Origin of the sequence: Streptomyces sp. NPDC058751, from assembly GCF_042746485.1 — a bacterium.
Lineage (GTDB): Bacteria > Actinomycetota > Actinomycetes > Streptomycetales > Streptomycetaceae > Streptomyces.
The window spans coordinates 81309-100238 of sequence record NZ_JBHYPZ010000033.1 but is presented as its reverse complement, the minus strand read 5'-3'; the positions used below and the strand labels follow the sequence as shown (position 1 = coordinate 100238).

Here is an 18930-nt window from a genome sequence, read left to right as displayed (position 1 = left end):
GCCGCGGGGCGCGCCCGCCCCCGCCGCCGGGGGGGGCGCGCGGCCGCCGCCCCCCCCCCCCCCGGCCCCTCCCGCCGGATCCCGGCCGCGGGTGTGCGGTGGCTCGGGCCCAGTCCCTCACCGGCGTGATCTTCAGCCCCGGCCGGGGAACGGTTCAGCCCCTCCGGCGTTTGAGGAGCGGGGTCCGGGGCGGAGCCCCGGGGACGGGAAGGGCAGGGGCGGAGGGGGCGAAAACCCTGCCCCAGCCCCCACTCGCCTCTCCCCTCCAGCCCGGAGGGGTCAGTCCTCCAGCCCGGAGGGGTCAGTCCTCCCGCCCGGGGGGGGGCAGTCCTCCCGCCCGAAGGGGGGTCAGCCGATGTGAAGGCGAACGGTCCCGTCTCCGACGATCTCGACCCGCACCTCGGTCAGATCACGCACGAGCACATCCGGCCCGTACGAGCCGGCCCGAGGCCCGACCCCCACGACCCGCATCCCAGCGGAGCGCCCAGCGGCGATCCCCGCCTGGGAGTCCTCGAAGACGACACAGTCCTCGGGCGCGATCCCCAGCTCGGCCGCACCCTTCAGGAAGCCCTCGGGATCGGGCTTGCTGGCACCGACGGACTCGGCGGTGACCCTGACCTCGGGGAGTCCGAGCCCCGCGGCGGCCATCCGCCCGCTGGAGAGGGCCACATCCGCCGAGGTGACGAGCGCGTGCGGCACCCCGGCGAGGGAGGCGAGGAACTCCGGCGCACCCGGGACCGCGACGACGCCCTCCATGTCGGCGGTCTCCTCGGCCAGCATCCGCGCGTTGTCCGCGTAGTTCTGCTCCATGGGGCGGTCCGGCAGGAGCACCGCCATCGAGGCGTACCCCTGCCGACCGTGGACGACCTTCATGACCTCGTCGCCGTCCAGCCCGTGCCGGTCGGCCCAGCCGCGCCAGCAGCGCTCGACGACGACGTCCGAGTTGACGAGGGTGCCGTCCATGTCGAGCAGGAGGGCACGGGCGGTCAGAACAGTGGTGGCCGTCGTCATCGGCATGCTCCCAAACGCAGACAGGGGGCCAACAGGCCCCCGGGAAACAAGGCGGCCCCGCCCGCCGGTCAGGGAGGTGCGGACGGGAACCACTTTGTTCCCACAGCATACAAAACAATCGCACTCCGCGCCACCACCCCCTCCGACCCCGCCCCCCAGGCACAACCCCCAGAAACACATCGAGACAGAAAAGAGACACCCAAGGGATCCCAGGGGACCCCGGGGGACGCCGGGGGACGCCGGGGGGGACCAGAGGGCCCCAGGGGAACCGGAGGGACCAGAGGGCCCCAGGGGAACCGGAGGGACCAGAGGAACCACTTCACACCCACAGAAGACCGCCACACACCCGCAGCCGAGATCCGGGCCGACCCGAAAGGCCGCCCCTCCCCCACCGACACCACGACGCACCCGCACCCGGCGACGCACGGGAGGGGCCGTGCCGGTACATCACATGCCCGTCGCCACCGACGCTCACATCTCCGTCCAACGGCGACGGGCGGATGTACCGGCACGGCCCCGACCCACCCACCGGGGCGACACCGCGACGGTCAGCGCACCAGCGCAGCCCCACCCACCGACCAAGACCCGCGACAGCCAGCGCAGCGCCCCGCACGGCCCCACAAACGCCAGAGGCGAGCAACCTCAGCCCGCCACAGCCTCGTAAAGGCTCCAGACCCCCAGCCCCAGCATCAGCACGGCCGCCACCTTGGTGATCAACGACAACGGCACCCGCTTCATCAGCGCCTTGCCGCCCACGATCCCCAGCCCCGCCACGGCCCACAGCCCCAGCACCGCGCCGAGCCCCACCGACAGCGGGTCGTCGTACCGAGCGGCGAGGTTCGCCGTCATGATCTGTGTGAGGTCGCCGAACTCGGCGACGAGGATGAGCATGAAGCCCGCCCCGGACACCTTCCAGAAGCCCTGGTTCGCCGGCTTGCGGACCTCGTCCTCGTCCTCGTCCTTCTTCATCAGCAGCATCGCGGCACCGCCGAGGAACAGCACCCCGGTGACGGCGTGCACGATCTGCTGCGGCAGCAGCGTCAGCACGCTGCCCGCCGCGACGGCGAGCGCCACGTGGACGGCGAACGCGGCGGCGACACCGGCGAAGACGTACGAGGCGCGGTAGCGCGTGCCGAGGACGAGGCCGGCGAGCGCGGTCTTGTCGGGGAGCTCGGCAAGGAAGACGACACCGAAGACGAGCGCCATCACGCTGAAGCTGATCAAAATTCCTCAATCGGTCGGGCCGCCCCGCCGAGAGTTGCGACTACGCGTGCTGTGACTGCGCGAACCTCGGCACGGCAGCACACGGCATCACCCGCACCGGTGGGTACGGGCACGAGCACCCGTACCGGAAAGGCCCGGCAGGGCGAGTGCACTGCTTGCCGAAGGTCTCGCTGGCCGGTCCCGTGATCGAGACCCGCCTCCGGGCGCCGGCTCAGACGAGCTGAGCAGTATGTCGACGGTCCGGCGAAGAGCTACTCCCCTTCTGCGCCGTCCATGGTACGCGACCGACGGGAACCTCCCGGTGGACCGGGGTTCCCCGACCCGGCCACACGCACGCCGGGAAAGTTCTGTCATAAACCTTGTCATGTCATGTACGCGTCATTATTTTCTAACCGCGCACTTACCTCACGGCAACACCACGCCGCGAGCATTCGTTCGCCCGCACCTCAACACCCCCACACCACAAGGGAGTTCGCATGCCCAAGGTCTACGCGCGTCGACGGCTGAGCATACTCGCAGGCATCACGGGTCTGATAGCCATGGCCGGCGTTTTCACCGGCCCGACCGCCTCCGCCGCCCTCCCCACCCCGGTCAGCGCGGCCACCGCCCGCACCTACCTGGCCTCGCTCACCGTCGCCACCGAGAACCGCACCGGCTACGACCGCGACCTCTTCCCCCACTGGATCACCATCTCCGGCGCCTGCAACACCCGCGAGACGGTGCTGAAGCGCGACGGCAGCGGCGTCGTCACCGACTCCGCCTGCGCCTCCACCAGCGGCAGCTGGTACTCCGTCTACGACGGCGCCACCTGGACCGCCGCCTCCGACCTCGACATCGACCACCTGGTGCCGCTCGCCGAGGCGTGGGACTCCGGCGCCTCCGCCTGGACCACCGCCCAGCGCCAGGCGTTCGCCAACGACCTCACCCGCCCCCAGCTCATCGCGGTCACCGACAACGTGAACCAGTCCAAGGGCGACCAGGACCCGGCCGAGTGGATGCCCTCGCGCACCGCGTACGCCTGCACCTACGTCCGCGCCTGGGTGCAGGTGAAGTACTACTACAACCTCAAGGTCGACTCCGCCGAGAAGACCAAGCTGAGCTCGGTCCTCGCCGGCTGCTGACCAGGACCCCGGCACCGACCGGCGGCCTCGCGGGCCGTCAGGGTTCCGGACACCGTCCCCCCACGGTGTTCCCACGGTCTCCGGAACCTCCCCCCGGGCCTCCGTCGTTCCGTACCGTACGGGGCGACGGAGGAGGGGGATCACCATGGCCGAGCTGCGCCTGGGACCGCTGCTGAGGTATGTGGACGGCCCGTCGGCGACCTTCTGGGTCGAGGCGAGCCGCCCGTGCACCGCCGAGGTGCGCTGCGCGGACGGCGCCCGCGGGCGGGCCCGCACCTTCCAGGTGGCGGGCCATCACTACGCGCTGGTGCCGGTGGAGGGCCTGACACCGGGCACCGTCACCCCGTACGAGATCCTGCTGGACGGCACGGCCGTGTGGCCGCTGCCCGACTCGCCCTTTCCCCCCTCGGCCGTCCGCACCCCCACGGGCGAGGACGGCGCCGTCCTGCGCGTGACCTTCGGCTCCTGCCGCTGGGCGTCACCGCCCGCCGACGAGAAGGACCCGGTGGGACCCGACGCGCTGGACACCCTCGCCGCCCGGATCGCCTCGGATCCGGACGCCGAACGCCCGGACGTGCTCCTGCTGCTGGGCGACCAGGTGTACGCGGACGAGGTCTCCAGGGCGACCCGCGCGTGGATCGCGGCGCGCAGGGGCCTCACGGACCCCCCTGGCCACCAGGTCGCGGACTACGAGGAGTACACCCGCCTCTACTACGAGTCCTGGCTCGACCCCGAGATCCGCTGGCTGCTGTCGACCGTACCGAGCTGCATGATCTTCGACGACCACGACATCGTGGATGACTGGAACACCAGCGCGGCCTGGCTCGCGGAGATCCGGGCGACCCCGTGGTGGCGCGAGCGGGTGCTCAGCGGTCTGATGTCGTACTGGGTCCACCAGCACCTCGGCAACCTCTCCCCCGCCGAGCTCTCCGCGGACCCGCTGTACGCGGCCGTGCGCGAGACCCCCGACGGCACGGACGTGCTGCGCGCCTTCGCCGCCCGGGCCGACGCCGACCCGGCCTCGGTCCGCTGGAGCTACCGCCGCGACTTCGGCCGGACCCGTGTCCTGATGCTCGACACCCGCGCGGCCCGCGTCCTGGAGGAGGAGAACCGCGCGATGCTCGATCCCGGGGAGGCGGCCTGGCTGCGCGAGCAGGCGATGGAGTCGCCGGGCTCCCGGGACCACCTGCTCATAGGCACGTCACTGCCCTGGCTGCTGCCCCCGCTGATCCACCAGGTGGAGACGTGGGACGCCGCCCTGTGCCGGGGCGAGCGGGGCGGGCGCTGGGCGCGGTTCGGCGAGCGGCTGCGCCGCGCGGCCGACCTGGAGCACTGGGCGGCGTTCCCGGAGTCGTTCGGGGAGCTGACGGATCTCGTCGCCGAGGCCGGCTCGGGCGAGCGGGCCCCGGCGACCGTGTGCGTGCTCTCGGGAGACGTGCATCACGCCTACGTCGCCGATCCGGTCTGGGCCGACCCGGCCCGGCAGCCCTCCGCCCGGGTCCTCCAGCTGACCTGCTCGCCCGTCCACAACTCCATCCCGCTCTCGGTGCGGCTCGGCTTCCGCTTCGGCTGGAGCCGCCCGGCCCGGCTGCTGGGCACCCTCCTTGCCCGGCACGGCCGTTGCGGACGAGCGCCGGTCGACTGGCGGAAAACCGGCGGACCTTGGTTCGGCAACCAGCTCATGTCCCTTACACTGCACGGCCGTTCGGCCTCCCTTCGCCTCGAACAGGCGCGGCCGGTGCGCGGCAGCGGTGCCGGACGCGCCCGGCTGACGACGGTGACGGACTCCCGGATCACCCCGGATTAGACCCATTCCTCGCGGCCGCCGGCGCCGTCCCGCGTACCGGAGCGTACGGACGTGTGAACGTGATGTGACCGACACATGCGTCCCCGGAGGATCTTTCGCCCCGTCCTCGGCGTACGCTGTATGGCTGTCACAGGCCTCCATGCCACCCTCCCGCGAGGGGCGGCGCGGCCGGGCCCACGGGGTGGTCGGGGGAGAGTTTCGATGCTGGAGAGTCTGGGGTCGCTGACGGGCAGCCCATGGATCTACGCGGTGATCGCCGTGTCCATCGTTCTCGACGTCTTCCTGCCCGTGCTGCCGAGCGGTGTCCTGCTCATCACGGCGGCGACGGCCGCCGCGGGCTCCGCCACGGCGGCCGGGAACGTCCCCCACGCCGTGCCCGACATCCTGGTGCTCACCCTCTGCGCGGCCACGGCCTCGGTCCTCGGCGACATGGTGGCATACCGCCTCGCCTGGCGCGGCGGCGACTGGCTGGATCGCGCCATCGCCCGGTCCCGCCGTCTGACCCGGGCGCAGGAACGTCTCGGCGAGGCCCTGGCGCGCGCCGGCGGTGCCCACGGCGTGCTCGTGATCGTCGCCCGGTTCGCGCCGGCCGGCCGCTCGGTCGTCTCGCTCGGCGCGGGCGCCGCGCGCCGCCGGATCGGCGAGTTCCTGCCCTGGTCGGTCCTCGCCGGCCTGGCGTGGGCAGGCTACAGCGTGGCCCTCGGCTACTTCGGCGGCCAGTGGCTGGGCGCCACCTGGCTCACGACGGGCATCTCGGTCGGGGCGCTGTTCATCGCGGGCGCGGGCGCGGCCTACGTCGTACGCCGTCCCGTGGCGGCACGGGAGCGGGAAGCGGGCACCTGAGCCCCGGCCCGGGCACACCAGGGCGTACGGGCACACGGGCCGTACGGGCGCACTCGCGTACGGACGCACCGGCACGCCCGCCCACCCGCGTACGGGCACCCGGACCGTGCGCCGGTCATGCCCTCCGGCGTCCGTCCGACGGGTCATCCGGCGCTCCGGGCCGCCGCCCCGCGCACCTCCAGGTGGTCCAGCAACTCGGCCGTGGCCGCCGCGACCGCCTCGACGGCGCGGTCGAAGACCTCACGGTTGTGGGCGGCCGGGGCGCGGAACCCGGAGACCTTGCGGACGTACTGCAGGGCGGCGGCGCGGATCTCCTCCTCGGTCGCCTCCTCGGGGATCACGGGCGGGCGAAGTGTCTTGATGCTGCGGCACATGGGTCCAGTCTCGCGCGTCCGGCGCCGTCGCGGTCCCCGCTCGCGAAAGGCGGCCCGCCCCCGCGGGGAATACCGCCGCCGGTACCAGGGATTGAGCGGAGCATGACCTTAACGGAGATCACTTACGTCGGCGGCCCCACCGCCCTCGTCGCGATCGGCGGCCTGCGGCTCCTGACCGATCCGACCTTCGACGCTCCCGGTGAGTACCCCGTCGGCGCCCGGAAGCTGGTGAAGACCACCGGTCCCGCGCTCCCGGCCGAGGAACTCGGCCCGGTCGACGCCGTCCTGCTCTCGCACGACCAGCACCCCGACAACCTGGACGCGTCCGGGCGCGGGTACCTCCAGGGCGCTCCGGTGACCCTGTCGACGGCGTCGGCGTACGAGCGGATCGGCGCGCCCGTACGCGCCCTCGCCCCCTGGGAGTCCGTCGACCTGGCGCGTCCGGACGGCGGGGCCCTACGGGTGACGGCCGTTCCGGCGCAGCACGGGCCCGACGGCTCGCTGCCCCTCGTGGGAGAGGTGACGGGTTTCGTGCTGTCCGGGGAGGGGCTGCCCAAGGTGTACGTGAGCGGCGACAACGCCTCCCTGGACGTCGTACGGGAGATCGCGGACCAGGAGGGCCCCTTCGACGTGGCGGTGCTGTTCGCGGGCGCGGCGCGCACCCCGCTGGTGCCCGACGCGCCGCTCACCCTGACCAGCGAGGACGCGGCACGGGCGGCGGAGATCCTCGGCGCCGTCCGGGTGGTCCCGCTGCACTTCGAGCACTGGGGCCACTTCACCCAGGACGGTTCGACCCTGACGAAGGCGTTCGCGCGGGCGGGTCTCACGGACCGGCTGCGGCTGCTGGAGCCCGGTGCTTCGGTGCGGGTGCCGTAGCGGCGCCTGGGGCTTCGGTGCGGGTGCCGTAGCGGCGCCTGCGACCCTGCTCCGAGCAACACCCCAGCGTCTGCTTGGAGTTCGGCAAGGTTATCCGAGGATTGACTCGGATCGCCGGGACTTGTGACGATCTCCGGGGCCCGTCCGGGGGCCGCGGAGAGGAGCGAGGAGCTATGGCGAACGACGCGCTGACGGTGGCTGTGCTGGGTCCGGGAGGGGTCGGCGGGCTGCTCGCGGCACTCCTGTCCCGCGCCGGTCACCGGGTCATCTGCCTCGCCGGGGACGAGACCGCGCGGAAGCTGTCCGCCGACGGCATCGAGGTGCGCAGCGGTCACTTCGGCGACTTCACGGCGCGGGTGGAGGCGGACACCGAACTGCGCGGGCCGGCCGACGTGTGCCTGGTCGCGGTCAAGGCGACGGCCCTGGACGCCGCGCTGGAGCGCGTCCCGGCGAAGGCCCTGGGCGACGAGGGTCTGGTCGTCCCGCTCCTGAACGGTGTCGAGCACCCGGCGCTGCTGCGCGAGCGCTACCGCTCCGAGCAGGTGGCTCCCGCGGTGATCCGCGTGGAGTCGACGCGGATCGCCCCGGGCGTGATCGAGCACGGCAGTCCGTTCGCCGAGCTCGACCTGACCGCCGACACGGCACCCCGGGCACGGGTCGAGGCTTTCGCCGGGGCCCTGGAGTGGGCGGGACTGGGCGCCCGGGTCCAGGACGGCGAGTCGGCGACGCTCTGGGCGAAGATGGCGTTCCTCGCCCCGTTCGCGCTGCTGACGACGCGGTACGGGGTGCCGGTGGGCGACGTACGCACGCTGCACCGCGAGGAGTTGACCGCGCTCGTGGAGGAGACGGCCGCGGTGGGCCGGGCGTGCGGAGCCCCCACCGATCCGGCGACCGCCCTCACCCGCTACGACGCCTTCCCGGCGGCCACCAAGTCCTCCATGCAGCGGGACGCCGAGGCGGGCCGGACGCTCGAACTCGACGCGATCGGCGGCGCGTTGCTGCGCGCGGCGGAGCGGACCGGGGTACCGGTGCCGGTGGCGGGCGAACTGGTCCGCCGTCTGACGCGGCTCGCTACCCCGGGCAACTGACGGCCGACGGGCCCGGCCCCCTCACCTCTAGAGCCCTCGGCCCTTCGCTCCTTCTCCCCTTCGCGACAGGACCGAACCGCCTCACGGCGTAAGGGCGTTACGGCACCGGTTCCGCCGTCAGCCCCCCGCCCCCTCCGAGTCGCCCGCGTTCCCCGCCGCCCTCCCGGCGCCCGGACAGTGGCGGGCCACCGTGTCGGCGAAGGCGTGCGCCGCGGGCGACAGGTCGTCCCAGCGGCGGACGGCCCAGCCGACCGACAGGGGCGGCAGGGCCGGTACGGGCAGGAAGCGGAGGCCGGGGTGGCCCGGTCCGGGCAGGCCGGGCAGGGCGGGGACGACGGCGTGACCGAGGCCGAGTTCGGCCAGCAGGATCGCGGTGTCCCAGTCGGCGACGCTGGTGTCGGAGGTGCTCGCCGGTATCCCCAACTTCCGGTACACGGAGTCGAGATGGGCCCGGGAGGTGGAGTGTTCGGGAAGTCCCACGATCCGCAGTCCGGCCAGTTCCTCCGCCTCGATCCTTTCGCGCGCGGCGAGTTCGTCGTCGGCGTGCACGGCGAGCACCCAGGGGAGTTCGGCGACGGCCCGCTGCTCGACCCCGCGCACGGGAGGTCCGAGGGTGACCCAGGCGAGGTCGAGTCCGTGGTCGGCGAGCGCGTCGAAGCAGCCCCGGCTGGAGTTCTCGGTCTGGAACTCCAGGCTCACCCCGGGGTGCCGCGCCCGGAACTCGACCACGGCCTCGGCCATGAAGTGCCGCACGGTGGTGCCGCCGGTGGCGATCCGCACCGTACCGCCGTCCCCGCGCGCCAGCTCGTCGAGCCGGCGCAGCGCGAGGTCGAGCCCGGCGATGCCGTCGGCGGCGGCCCGTTCGAGGAGCCGCCCGGCACGGGTGGGCACCACACCCCGGGCCTGCCGCTCGACGAGCCCGAGCCCGACCTCGCGTTCCAGCCGGCGCACGTGCTGGCTCACCGCCGACTGCGTGCAGCCGAGCTCCCGGGCCACGGCACTCAGGCTCCCGGCCCGGCAGACGGCGACGAACACACGAAGATCATCCAGGGTCACCGCCCCAAGATACCTGCGAACCAAGGGAGTTGACCGCCCAGCCGATCGACCCGCCCCACCACCTCCGAACGCCCATTCGGAACGCTCGTTCGAGTGAAGTCCCGGAAGGAACTCGCACCACAAAATCGAACAGGCGTAGCATTGCCGTGTGGCTGCGACCTATGACTTCCCAAGCGACCTCCTCGCCGGTCAGGAGGAGCTGCGCCAGGTCCGGGCCGAGCTGCTGGCCCTGCTGAAACGACTCCCCTGGTCCGTGGAGCCGCTGGACGGCTTCAGCGACACCGGCGGCTGGCGCAAGGTGGAGCGCCCCGCGTCCCCCGGCTGGACCGAGGACGAACAGGCCGAGGTCGAAAAGCTCCGCCAACGCGAGCGCGAACTCACCGTGTTCGTCTCCGGCCACCGCTTCTGGTCGGAGATCCCCCCTCCGGACAAGGTCGACGCCCGAATGCACCTGAAGCACACGCACGACACGATGCCCTGAGGCGGTCCGGGCCGGACCGCCTCAGGGCATCGCGAGCAGGGCCCGTGCCGACGCGCTTCGCACCGCACGCCTCCGGGCGGGCGACCTCCCCGGCCCGGTCGTCCGGCACGAAGCCGAGATGCCGTCCGCTCCGACTCGACGGCGACGGGAGCGGGCGCCGCCCGCGGCGGCGTCAGTTCTTGCCGTTGTCCACGATGACCGGCGTGCCGTTCGAGTCCGTGCCGCACGGCACCGCGTACACCGGGTGGGCCTTCGCGGCTTCCTTGTAGGCCTCGAGGCACTGGTTGTACAGCACCTTGTCGCTCAGCGACCGCTCGATGATCTTGTTGGCGCGGGCGATGCCCTCCGCCTCGATCCGCTTGCGCTCCGCCTCCGCCTTGGCCGTGCGCGCCGCCTCGGTGGCCCGCTCGGTGGCCTGCTCCTGCTGGATCTTCTTGTCGATCTGGTCCTGCAGCTTCTCCGACGGCCTCACGTTGCGCAGGTTGACGGAGGTGACGTCGATGCCGCGCGGGGCCAGCCGCTCCTTGACGAGGCCGGCGATCTCCGAGCCGATCTGCTCGCGGGCGGACGCGTAGCCCTCCTCGCTGGTGTGCTTCGCGAAGACGTTGCGGATGATCTCGCGGCTGTCCGGCAGCACCAGCCGCTCCTCGACGGCGTCCTCGCTGCCCGCCAGCCGGTACAGCGCGACCGTCTTGGCCGGCACCACGGCCCACTTGACGGTGACGTCCGCGTAGAGCACACCGCCCTGCGAGGAACGGACCTCGACCACGTCCTTGCCGTTGAGGTCGAGGTCCACCGGCCGGGTGGAGAAGGAAGTGACATCGGTGAACGGCGACTTGAAGTGGACGCCCGAGGTCAGCGGCGTGCCGATCCTGCCGAAGGTCACCGGCACACCGACCTCGGAGGCACTCACGACATGGACGCAGGCGAAGGTGCCCGCCAGCAGGCCCGCCACGGCGCTGAGCACCGCCCCAAGCTTCCAGCCGCCCTCGGTGGTGCGGCTGCGGCCGACGAGAAAGAGCACCACCGCGGCTATGAGCAGCAGTACGGACAGCACGAACACAGGAATCCCCCTCCGGAAACGTTCCCGCGCCACCAGGGGCGCGACCCCGGGCGCATCGTAGCGACCTCCGGTTTCACCGCCGCGAGCCGTCCCCTTCCGCCGTCCCCTTCCGCCGCCCCCTTCCGCCGTCGCCGTACCGCTGTCGACTCCGGCGGCCCGAAGCCGTCCACCTCGTGGCCGCCGGGGCGCCGCGCCCCGGCGCCGCCTGGTCCGAACGGCAGGACCGGACGACAGGACCTGGCCCTGTGGATCGACCAGTCGGCGAAACGGCGGGCCGGCCCGCCGTTCCAGCGGGCCGGCGCGTTCGCGACCGAGGCCGAGGCCGAGGGTCTGGTCAGTCGGGCCCGGTCCAGTCGAAGGTGATGTGCTTGCTGGACCGGCCTTCGCGGCTCCAGAGGAAGCCGTGGGCGTCGGCGCGGTCCACCGTAGAGCGGCCCCAGGTCGCGACCTGGCCCGGTCCGGTCTCCGCACCCGGCAGGTTGGTGGACTGCACGCGCGCACCCTCCGGGGTCGTGGGCCCCGTGAGCGCCTCCGCGCCCGCCTCCACCCGGCCCGGCACCACGGCCCGCCAGCTCGCGAGGTCGTCGGCGACCTCGATCTCGACGGGGGCGAACTCCATGCCGCGCATCTCGGCGCCCATCATGCTCACCATCTCGGCGGGCCAGCTGCCGGCCTGCCCACCGAAGATCATCTGAATCGCCTCGCGCTGGGGGCCGTCGGCACGCTCGTCGACGAAGACGGCGGCGTACGTGTCCGTGTGCTCGGCCCAGATGTTGCCGACGAACGAGGCCACCATCACCACGTTCAGGCCGTCCAGCCGTACGTCACCGTAACGGCCCTCGCGGATGTGCCAGGCCAGGATGCCGTCGCAGTCACCGTGGGTGGGCAGCTGCGCGAACGAGCAGGGGCAGGGCACGTTGCACTTGCAGGTGTCGAACCAGTCGCCCGCCGCGTGCCACCGGGGAACGGTCGCCGTCGTCTCGGACATCTCCCTGCCTCCTCCTGGTCGTACCGGGACGTCGGTCTCAGGAGGACGGCAGAACCCCCGGGAGCCATCGTCGACCCACGCCCGGGTTGCAGGCATACACCCCGATTGTCCCACCACGGGGGTCGCCCGGAGGAGGTGCTTTCCGCATACACGCGTTCCCGCGCGCACGCGCGGGCCCGCCGTGATGTGCTGGAGGTGTGCGCCTCGACCGGAAGGCCCTGTCACCCCCTCTGCGTCCGGCGAACCTGCTGTCGGCCCGGCAGCTGGCGTTCGCCTGGTCCTTGATGGCCTCGATCGCCCTCCTCGCCTGGGTGCTGGTGGTCGACCAGGCCCGTGACATGGGGGTCGAACCGGGGACCATGGGGATGGGCGTCCCGCTGTTCCTGCTGCTGTGGCTGGTCATGATGATCGCCATGATGTTCCCGTCGGTGGCCCCGGTGGCCCTCACCTGGTCGCGGGCCATCGGACGCCAGTCGCCCACCGGAGTCGTACGGATGGCTCGTACCGCCCAGTTCGCCGGCGGGTACCTGCTGACCTGGACGGCCTTCGGCCTGATCGCCTACGGGCTCCTCGCCGGGACCGGGGCCCTGGTGGACGAGCACCCGGGTACCGGGCGCTGGATCGGCGCCGGGGCCTTCCTGGTCGCCGGGCTGTACCAGTTCGGCCCATGGAAGGAGCTCTGCCTGCGGCACTGCCGGAGCCCGATGGGCCAGCTCGTGCGCTACGCGGGTTTCCGGCCCCGGGCCCGTGATCTGCGGGTCGGGGCGCACCACGGGGCGTACTGCGTGGGCTGCTGCTGGGGGCTGATGGTCGTGCTCGTCCCGCTGGGCGTCATGAACGTCCTGGCGATGGCCGCGGTGGCCGTGGTGATCTTCGTGGAGAAGCTCTGGCGGCTGGGCCCCGTCTTCTCGCAGGTCGTCGGGGCCGTCTTCCTCGTGCTCGCGGTGCTGAGCCTCTTCCAGCCCTGGCTGCTGCCGGGTCTGATCCCGCCGGAGTCACCCATGACGGAGATGCTCCGCCCCGGGGGCGCGTTCTCGTGAACCCCGGCGAGCCGATCCACCTCGACGTGGACGGCCAGGTCAGGAAGGTGAAGCGACCTCCGCGCGGCCCGTCCGGCACGTGAGCGGCCCGTGCCGGCCGAGTGGAACGGGATCCCGCTTCGGACGCTCCTGGAGCTCTGCCGCGCACCCGTGTCCGGGCATTCGGCTCGGCTGTCGCGGACCGATGACGGTCTGGCCGATCCGCTGGGCCGGCCAGCACGCGTGGGGTCCCTCGTATCCGTCGCCGCTCGGTCGTGTAGAACTGCGCCATGGACGGGTCTGCCTTTGTCTGGGACAAGTACTTCTGGCGAACGACGGTCCGCCTGCCCACTGGGGGGTGGACATCGGCCGAGGCACGTACCGATGGATCACCCGCGCCTGAGCCGGTCTCCCTTTACTACGCTCCGGAGGGCAGAGGCGACCACCCGCTGGACGAGTCGGAGATCGCCTCGGTGGCGTGGACGGTGGCCAACCTCCCGCGCCTGATGGACTCCCTCCTGCCCGGACTGTTCGCCTATTACCAGAAGATCCGTGCCGCCCCCGACGGACTGGATCCGGACTACCTGCCCGCTCTCGATCAGGCCGAAGAGCTGAAGTCGTTGATCGGAATCGAGGCCGTCCACGTCCACCAGATCTCCAAGGACGGCAAGCCGTACGTCGGCTTCGAGGCCACCTGCCTGTGGGATGAGGAGCACGGCCTGGGCGCCCTCATGCACGACACGCGCATCGTCAAGGTCGGAGGCGGCGACACGGCCGTCCTCCTCTGGATAGCCAAGGAAGACAGCGAACGGATCGATGGAGTCGACCTGGTTCCATGACGAAACGTCTGTGGCCTTCCTCTGTGGAGGAAGGCCACACCGTTCCGAGCGTGGTCGACGTCTTACCACCCCTCGAAAAGAACTGGGCTCGCCAGTACCCGAGCCGGTATGGTCCGCCTGGCCATGAGTCGTCCAGCGGCCCAGGACGTCGCGCTCGGGTTCGCCCCGACGTGGAAGCCCCGGTTCGGATCCGGGCCGTGGCACCCTCTGCCTTCCAGGGCCCTGACAGGACGCTGTCGAGCGGACGCGTGCCCGCACGGCCGGTCAGCCGACGTGGGGCTCCGCGCGATCCGACAGGCCGTGCTCGATCCGCATGCGCATGGACGGTTGACATCCTCCCCCTCTTAAAAGAGGGGGATTCCAGCCCGTACGGGTTGGGGTTCACGGGTGTTCGAGCGGCCGGTGGCCGTTGTCACCCCTCCGGCACCGGCTGTTCGCCGGGGGCGGGGGATCCCGCCCTGTCCTGCCGCGACGTTGACTGCTGCGTTGGTGTCGGCGTTGCAGGTGAAGCCGCAGGAGGAGCAGACGAACCCGGCTTGGCTCTTGCGCGAGTTCTTGTCGATCCAGCCACAGGCACTGCAGCGCAGACTGGTGTAGGGGGCGGGGACGTCCTCGACCCGTCCGGGGGCCTTGTGTCCGGTGCGTCGCCGGAGCAGGCCCCAGCCCTGGGCGAGGACCGCCCGGTTCAGCCCGGCCTTCTGCGCGACCTTCCGGCCGGGTTCCGCCACGGTGCCCCTGGCCGAGCGGGTCATGTTCTTGATGTTCAGTTTCTCGAACCGCACCAGGTCACAGGTGCGGGCGAGCATCGTGCTGGTCTTCTCGCACCAGTCCCTGCGCCGGTCCGCCTCACGCGCCTTGATACGGGCCGCCTTCGCGTACTCGGCGCTCTTGCGCTCACTTCCCTTCGGGGCGCGGGCGGCCCGGCGCTGGTGCTTGCGGATCCGGGCGCGTTCCCTGGCGGTGAGCTGTGGACAGTTCAGTTTCCGCCCGTCGGAGAGGGCGGCGGTGATTTTCACGCCCCGGTCGACGCCGATGACCTCACCCGTACCGGGCCCATCGATCGACGCAGGGATGACCGCGAAGGCGATGTGCCACCGGCCGCCACGGAAGGTGACACGGAACGTCTTCGCCTCCGGCAGCTCAGAGCCCTTGCCGTTGCGGCTGAGCCGGAAGCGGACCCAGCCGCAGCCGGGCACCTTCACCCGCGCCCACCTGCGGTTGAGCTTCTGCACCACCACGGACCGGCCCATGACCTGCTTTCCGGTCTTCGCGTTCAGCTTCGGCGAGCCGTCCGCCTCGAACTCCGGGACGCGGTCGGTGCCGATGACACGAAAGCCCTCGTGCACGTGCTTCCGGCGCCAGGTCGGCTCACCGAACCCGGAGGCGAAACGGGCGTTCTTCGCCGTGGCGAAATCCCTCAGCGCCTGCTGCTGCACATCCGCGTTGCCCGCGGCCAGCCACTCGTTGTCACGCCGGGCCTCGGTGAGCTGACGGCACTGCTCGGCAAAACCGGGCGCCGCCCTGCGGCCCCTGTACCAGTGCGCGTGCTGCTCGACGGCCAGGTTCCAGACGTACCGGGCGTGCGCGCAATGCTCGAGCATGACGCCCGCCTGCTCACCCGTCGGATACATCCGAAACCGTGCCATGACCGTGAACCTAGCCAACACGTTCCCCGACCGTGCACACCATCGACCGACATCACCCGCGCGAGTGACCGATCCCGGCCACCGACCCACCCGACCGCCAGTCAGCCCCGTCGACTCCGAACTTCCGCACCCGCTCGAGGCCGACCTCGCCACCGTCTCTCCCGAGACGCCGAACCGCCCCGGCGGCGATTCGGCTTCCCCTGCCCCGCTCCGCGGTAGCGGGCATTCACCCCGGCCCTGAAGGACCGGGCACCCCACCCGAAAACAAGGTGGATCAGCAAGACCTCTCCGGCCTCGTTGCGGGTCACCGCGGTCACGGAGGGGACGAGGCTGTTCGCCTTCGGGGCGTTCGGATCGTTGAAGTGGTCGATGCGCGCCATGCGTTCCAGCCTCGCACGTCCGCCGAAGCGGTCAGGTCCGGGTCGCCGTCGCCGAGCAAGCGCAGGATGTCGGCAGCCGGCTCGGGGAAGACTTCCGCGAACAGCGGCGGTCCGTCGGCGGTCACAGCGCGACGGGAGTCCCGCGCTCCCAGGCGTGACCGAAACGATCGCCCGGGAGGACCCGCACCCGAGTGCCGGCCCTTGCCCTCTCGACGAGTTGGCCCTCGTTCAGGGGATGTCCAGGGGACGCTCTCCCACGGCAGGGATGCTCCGAGGACGTGGTCAGCACGTGACCAGACCGCGCGACGCGGGCACGAAAAAGACCCCGGATGCTCCCTGACCTGGGAGTTCCGGGGTCTTTCCGCTGGTGATCCTGGTGGGCGCGGACGGTTTCGAACCGCCGACATCCGCCTTGTAAGGGCGGCGCTCTACCGCTGAGCTACGCGCCCAGGACGAGTCGACAGCCTACATCGCCCGGGGGTGTGCCCCGCAAACCCGTATCGGGCGAGTGGGTGGCAGGGGGGCTATCCCCCCTCCCGTTCGGGGAGTGGCCCGGATCGTCCGGGGCTCCGTGCGCGCCTACCGTCGAAGAGGCTTCGGCGGCCGGCTCCGGGCCAGGTGCCCGGGCACGTGCCGGACGGCACCTGTCGGACGGCCCATGCCCGCACGGCGCATGCCCGGACGACACGCGTCGGGCAGCACGCACGTACCCGGCCCGCCAGGCCGAAGCACAGGAGCACCGAAGCACCGAAGCACCGGAGCACCGGCGTATCCGCAGACCGTCACCAGGGGGAGATCCGTCATGACCCGCACGCGCACCCGCGGCACCGGCAGGAACCGGAACCGCACCGGCAACGCCACCCGCACCGTCGCCCTCACCGCCCTCGTGCTCGGGCTCGTCGCCGGCGTCTCCGCGTGCGGGACGTCCGCCGCGGACGACGACGAGCCCGAGCAGCGGTCCTTCGGGCTGCACGGGCGGACCCTGACCGTCGACTCGGACGACTCCGCGCTCGATCTGGTGGTGTCGGACTCCGCGAAGGGCGAGGTCCGGGTCACCCGGTGGTTCCAGGGGCACGTCGCCCTCGGCGGGCACCCCGAGGTCACCTGGGCCATGAAGGACGGCGACCGGCTGGTGCTGCGGATGAAGTGCTCGGGTGTCGTCGCCGACTGCTCGGCCCGGCACCGGATCGTGGTGCCGCGCGGGGTGGCCGTCAGGGTCGAGGACGGGGACGGAGGGGTGAGCGCCAAGGGCTTCGCGGAGGCGCTGAGCATCCGTACGGCGGACGGCTCGGTACGGGTCAGCGACTCCTCGGGGGCACTGGACCTGCGCAGCGGCGACGGCTCCGTCCGGGCCGTCGGCGTGACCGCGCGCAGTGTGCGGGCCCGTACCGACGACGGCTCGGTGCGGCTCGAACTCGGCGCCGTGCCGGACCTGGTGGACTCCCGCAGCGGCGACGGCTCCGTCTCGATCGTGCTGCCCCGGGCCGCCTACCGGGTGACGGCCGGGAGCGGTGACGGCGCGGTCAGCGTGGACGTGCCCCGCGACGGTTCCAGCCCCCACCGGGTCTCCGCGCACACCGACGACGGAAAGATCACGGTCCGAACCGCGAACTGACCGCCCCGTGTGTTCGTCTTCAACCGGTGGGAGAATGACAGCCGGGCAAGGCGGATGACAGCACGGGAGAGGGATGTGACGGCGACACCTTCGCGGCCGTACTCGCCGTTCGCGGGACCCGCGCGGCCTGCGCGCACCCTCGCTGTCCGTGATGTGCTCACACTCGTCGCGCTGCCCCTGCTGGCCGCCCTCGCGCTGCCCGCGGCCTTCGCGGGCGGCGGCACCCGGCGCTGGTTCGGCGGGCGGTCCGAGAGCCAGCGGGCCGAGGCGCAGGCCGCCAAGGACGCCGCCGCGGCCGCGTTCTACGAACTCGACACCGCCCAGCGCGATCTGCGGATCTCGATCGAGACCATCACGGCCGTGGACGACTCCCCGGCCGCCCGGCGCGTGGTCTCGGACTTCGCGGCGCTGGGGCGGCGGATCGACGAGGCCAGCCAGAAGTACATCACCGCCGTCGACGCCCACGATCTCGACCGGGACGAGCTGGAGGCGTCCGTCGCGGCGCGGGCCCGCGCCGAGCTCGTCGCCGCGACGGACGAACTGGTCCGTGCGAAGGCGGATCTGGACCGGTTCGAGCAGAGTCTCGGGCCGCTGCTCGGCAAGGCCGAGACCCAGCTCGCCCGGCTGGCGCCGGCGGTCGAGCGCGCCCGGCAGGCGCTGCTCGCCGCCTCCGACGCCCTCGACTCCGTACGGGGGTCCGGACTGAGGGCCGACGACCTCGCCGCCCGGCTCGCCGCCCTGGCCCCCGAGCTGACCAGGCTCAACCAGGGCGCGGGGCAGCACGGCGTGCCGGAGACGCTGGAGCGGGCCGAACGGGTCTCGCGCGAGGCCGCGGCGGTGCGCTCGGAGGCGGAGCGGCTGCCGGAGCGGGCCGCGGAGATCGACCACCGGCTCGTCTCGCTGCGGACCCGGGCGCAGGCGCTGACGACCCGCTCGGGGCAGGTGGAGCCGGTGCTGAGCGAGCTGCGGCGGCGGTTCTCGGCGGCGTGCTGGCAGGACCTCCAGCACGTGCCCGAGCAGGCCGCGAAGAGCGTGCGGCAGGCCGAGGCGAAGCTGGAGGAGGCGCGGGCCGCGCGCGAGGCGCAGCGCTGGCCGGACGCGACCTCGCTGCTGGCGACGGTGCGCGCGCTGCTGAACGGCACCGACGAGGCGGTGTCCGCGGCCGGTGACCGGCTGCGGCGGCTGAACGCCGTGCAGAAGGATCCCCAGCAGGAGATCGACCGCACCCGGTTCGCGATCCGGGACGCGCAGCGGCTGGCCATGGCGGGCCGTACGAGGCCCGACCCCCGGCAGGCCCGTCCGCTCGACGAGTCCGTCGGCCGGCTCGACCGGGCCGTGGCCACGCTGGAGGGCCGGCACCCCGACTACTGGCACTTCCTCACCGAGACGGAGGCGGTGCGGCGGACGGTGGCCCGTGTGGTCGCGCAGATCCGCGAGGAGCGCGGCGGCGGCGTCTGAGAACGCCGACGAGGGTTCCGGGGACGCCCGGTGCGCCCCCG

General features: G+C 72.4%; 17 protein-coding genes, 2 tRNA genes and 1 pseudogene. 11 read left to right on the top strand and 9 right to left on the bottom strand.

Features of this window, described 5'->3' with window-relative positions:
• Positions 1–348: 348 nt before the first annotated feature.
• Positions 349–1017 carry an HAD family hydrolase gene (locus ACFW6B_RS27860; protein WP_386600000.1) on the bottom strand — a complete coding sequence of 223 codons (669 nt, stop codon included), beginning with the start codon at positions 1015–1017 and terminating at the stop codon, positions 349–351.
• 636 nt (positions 1018–1653) lie between these two features.
• Complete coding sequence (locus tag ACFW6B_RS27855) at positions 1654–2235, bottom strand: TMEM165/GDT1 family protein (protein ID WP_386599998.1); 582 nt, start codon at positions 2233–2235, stop codon at positions 1654–1656.
• Positions 2236–2711: 476 nt separating this feature from the next.
• Between ACFW6B_RS27855 and ACFW6B_RS27850 the strand changes: the two genes are divergently transcribed.
• The 3 genes from ACFW6B_RS27850 to ACFW6B_RS27840 all read left to right on the top strand — a co-directional run bounded on the left by ACFW6B_RS27850 (position 2712) and on the right by ACFW6B_RS27840 (position 6006).
• The gene (locus ACFW6B_RS27850; RefSeq protein WP_386599996.1) at positions 2712–3356 is read left to right on the top strand and encodes an HNH endonuclease family protein; all 645 of its coding nucleotides are present in this window, start codon (positions 2712–2714) and stop codon (positions 3354–3356) included.
• Positions 3357–3501: 145 nt separating this feature from the next.
• Entirely contained in the window at positions 3502–5163 is a 1662-nt protein-coding gene (locus ACFW6B_RS27845) for an alkaline phosphatase D family protein (protein ID WP_386599994.1), read from the top strand.
• A gap of 201 nt (positions 5164–5364) precedes the next feature.
• Positions 5365–6006: a DedA family protein gene (locus tag ACFW6B_RS27840; RefSeq protein ID WP_386599992.1), complete on the top strand. Its 642-nt coding sequence runs from the start codon at positions 5365–5367 to the stop codon at positions 6004–6006.
• A 143-nt stretch (positions 6007–6149) separates the two neighbouring features.
• Here the strand turns inward: ACFW6B_RS27840 and ACFW6B_RS27835 are convergent, their stop codons facing one another.
• Entirely contained in the window at positions 6150–6380 is a 231-nt protein-coding gene (locus ACFW6B_RS27835) for a DUF2277 domain-containing protein (RefSeq protein WP_386599990.1), read from the bottom strand.
• A gap of 102 nt (positions 6381–6482) precedes the next feature.
• Between ACFW6B_RS27835 and ACFW6B_RS27830 the strand changes: the two genes are divergently transcribed.
• Both ACFW6B_RS27830 and ACFW6B_RS27825 read left to right on the top strand, forming a co-directional pair.
• Positions 6483–7256: an MBL fold metallo-hydrolase gene (locus ACFW6B_RS27830; protein ID WP_386599986.1), complete on the top strand. Its 774-nt coding sequence runs from the start codon at positions 6483–6485 to the stop codon at positions 7254–7256.
• Between the two features lie 173 nt (positions 7257–7429).
• Complete coding sequence (locus ACFW6B_RS27825; RefSeq protein ID WP_386599985.1) at positions 7430–8344, top strand: ketopantoate reductase family protein; 915 nt, start codon at positions 7430–7432, stop codon at positions 8342–8344.
• A 117-nt stretch (positions 8345–8461) separates the two neighbouring features.
• Here the strand turns inward: ACFW6B_RS27825 and ACFW6B_RS27820 are convergent, their stop codons facing one another.
• Complete coding sequence (locus ACFW6B_RS27820) at positions 8462–9400, bottom strand: LysR family transcriptional regulator (protein WP_386599983.1); 939 nt, start codon at positions 9398–9400, stop codon at positions 8462–8464.
• A 148-nt stretch (positions 9401–9548) separates the two neighbouring features.
• On the opposite strand from ACFW6B_RS27820, the gene ACFW6B_RS27815 reads away from it, so the two are divergent.
• Positions 9549–9881, top strand: a complete 333-nt coding sequence (locus ACFW6B_RS27815; protein WP_386599981.1) for a hypothetical protein — start codon at positions 9549–9551, stop codon at positions 9879–9881.
• Between the two features lie 172 nt (positions 9882–10053).
• On the opposite strand, the gene ACFW6B_RS27810 is transcribed toward ACFW6B_RS27815, so the two are convergent.
• Both ACFW6B_RS27810 and ACFW6B_RS27805 read right to left on the bottom strand, forming a co-directional pair.
• A complete protein-coding gene (locus ACFW6B_RS27810; RefSeq protein ID WP_386599979.1) occupies positions 10054–10944 on the bottom strand; it encodes a prohibitin family protein in 891 nt (296 codons plus the stop codon).
• Positions 10945–11278: 334 nt separating this feature from the next.
• Positions 11279–11932 (bottom strand): DUF1326 domain-containing protein, encoded by a 654-nt coding sequence (locus ACFW6B_RS27805; protein WP_386599977.1) that lies wholly within the window; start codon positions 11930–11932, stop codon positions 11279–11281.
• Positions 11933–12129: 197 nt separating this feature from the next.
• Between ACFW6B_RS27805 and ACFW6B_RS27800 the strand changes: the two genes are divergently transcribed.
• From ACFW6B_RS27800 to ACFW6B_RS27790, 3 genes are all read left to right on the top strand, one after another.
• A complete protein-coding gene (locus ACFW6B_RS27800; RefSeq protein WP_386599975.1) occupies positions 12130–12972 on the top strand; it encodes a DUF2182 domain-containing protein in 843 nt (280 codons plus the stop codon).
• Positions 12973–13241: 269 nt separating this feature from the next.
• Positions 13242–13790: a DUF6985 domain-containing protein gene (locus ACFW6B_RS27795; protein ID WP_386599973.1), complete on the top strand. Its 549-nt coding sequence runs from the start codon at positions 13242–13244 to the stop codon at positions 13788–13790.
• A 120-nt stretch (positions 13791–13910) separates the two neighbouring features.
• Positions 13911–13993, top strand: a tRNA-OTHER gene (locus tag ACFW6B_RS27790).
• A gap of 141 nt (positions 13994–14134) precedes the next feature.
• Here ACFW6B_RS27790 and ACFW6B_RS27785 read toward each other — a convergent pair.
• The 3 genes and pseudogenes from ACFW6B_RS27785 to ACFW6B_RS27775 form a co-directional block, all read right to left on the bottom strand.
• On the bottom strand, positions 14135–15436 hold the full coding sequence (locus tag ACFW6B_RS27785; protein ID WP_386599971.1) for an RNA-guided endonuclease InsQ/TnpB family protein: 1302 nt from the start codon (positions 15434–15436) through the stop codon (positions 14135–14137).
• A 269-nt stretch (positions 15437–15705) separates the two neighbouring features.
• Positions 15706–15816, bottom strand: a pseudogene (locus ACFW6B_RS27780) (NUDIX hydrolase); the annotation flags it as partial.
• A gap of 374 nt (positions 15817–16190) precedes the next feature.
• Positions 16191–16265, bottom strand: a tRNA-Val gene (locus tag ACFW6B_RS27775).
• Between the two features lie 353 nt (positions 16266–16618).
• On the opposite strand from ACFW6B_RS27775, the gene ACFW6B_RS27770 reads away from it, so the two are divergent.
• Positions 16619–17431: a DUF4097 family beta strand repeat-containing protein gene (locus ACFW6B_RS27770; RefSeq protein ID WP_386599969.1), complete on the top strand. Its 813-nt coding sequence runs from the start codon at positions 16619–16621 to the stop codon at positions 17429–17431.
• 75 nt (positions 17432–17506) lie between these two features.
• Positions 17507–18889: a hypothetical protein gene (locus ACFW6B_RS27765; RefSeq protein ID WP_386599967.1), complete on the top strand. Its 1383-nt coding sequence runs from the start codon at positions 17507–17509 to the stop codon at positions 18887–18889.
• Positions 18890–18930: the final 41 nt, after the last annotated feature.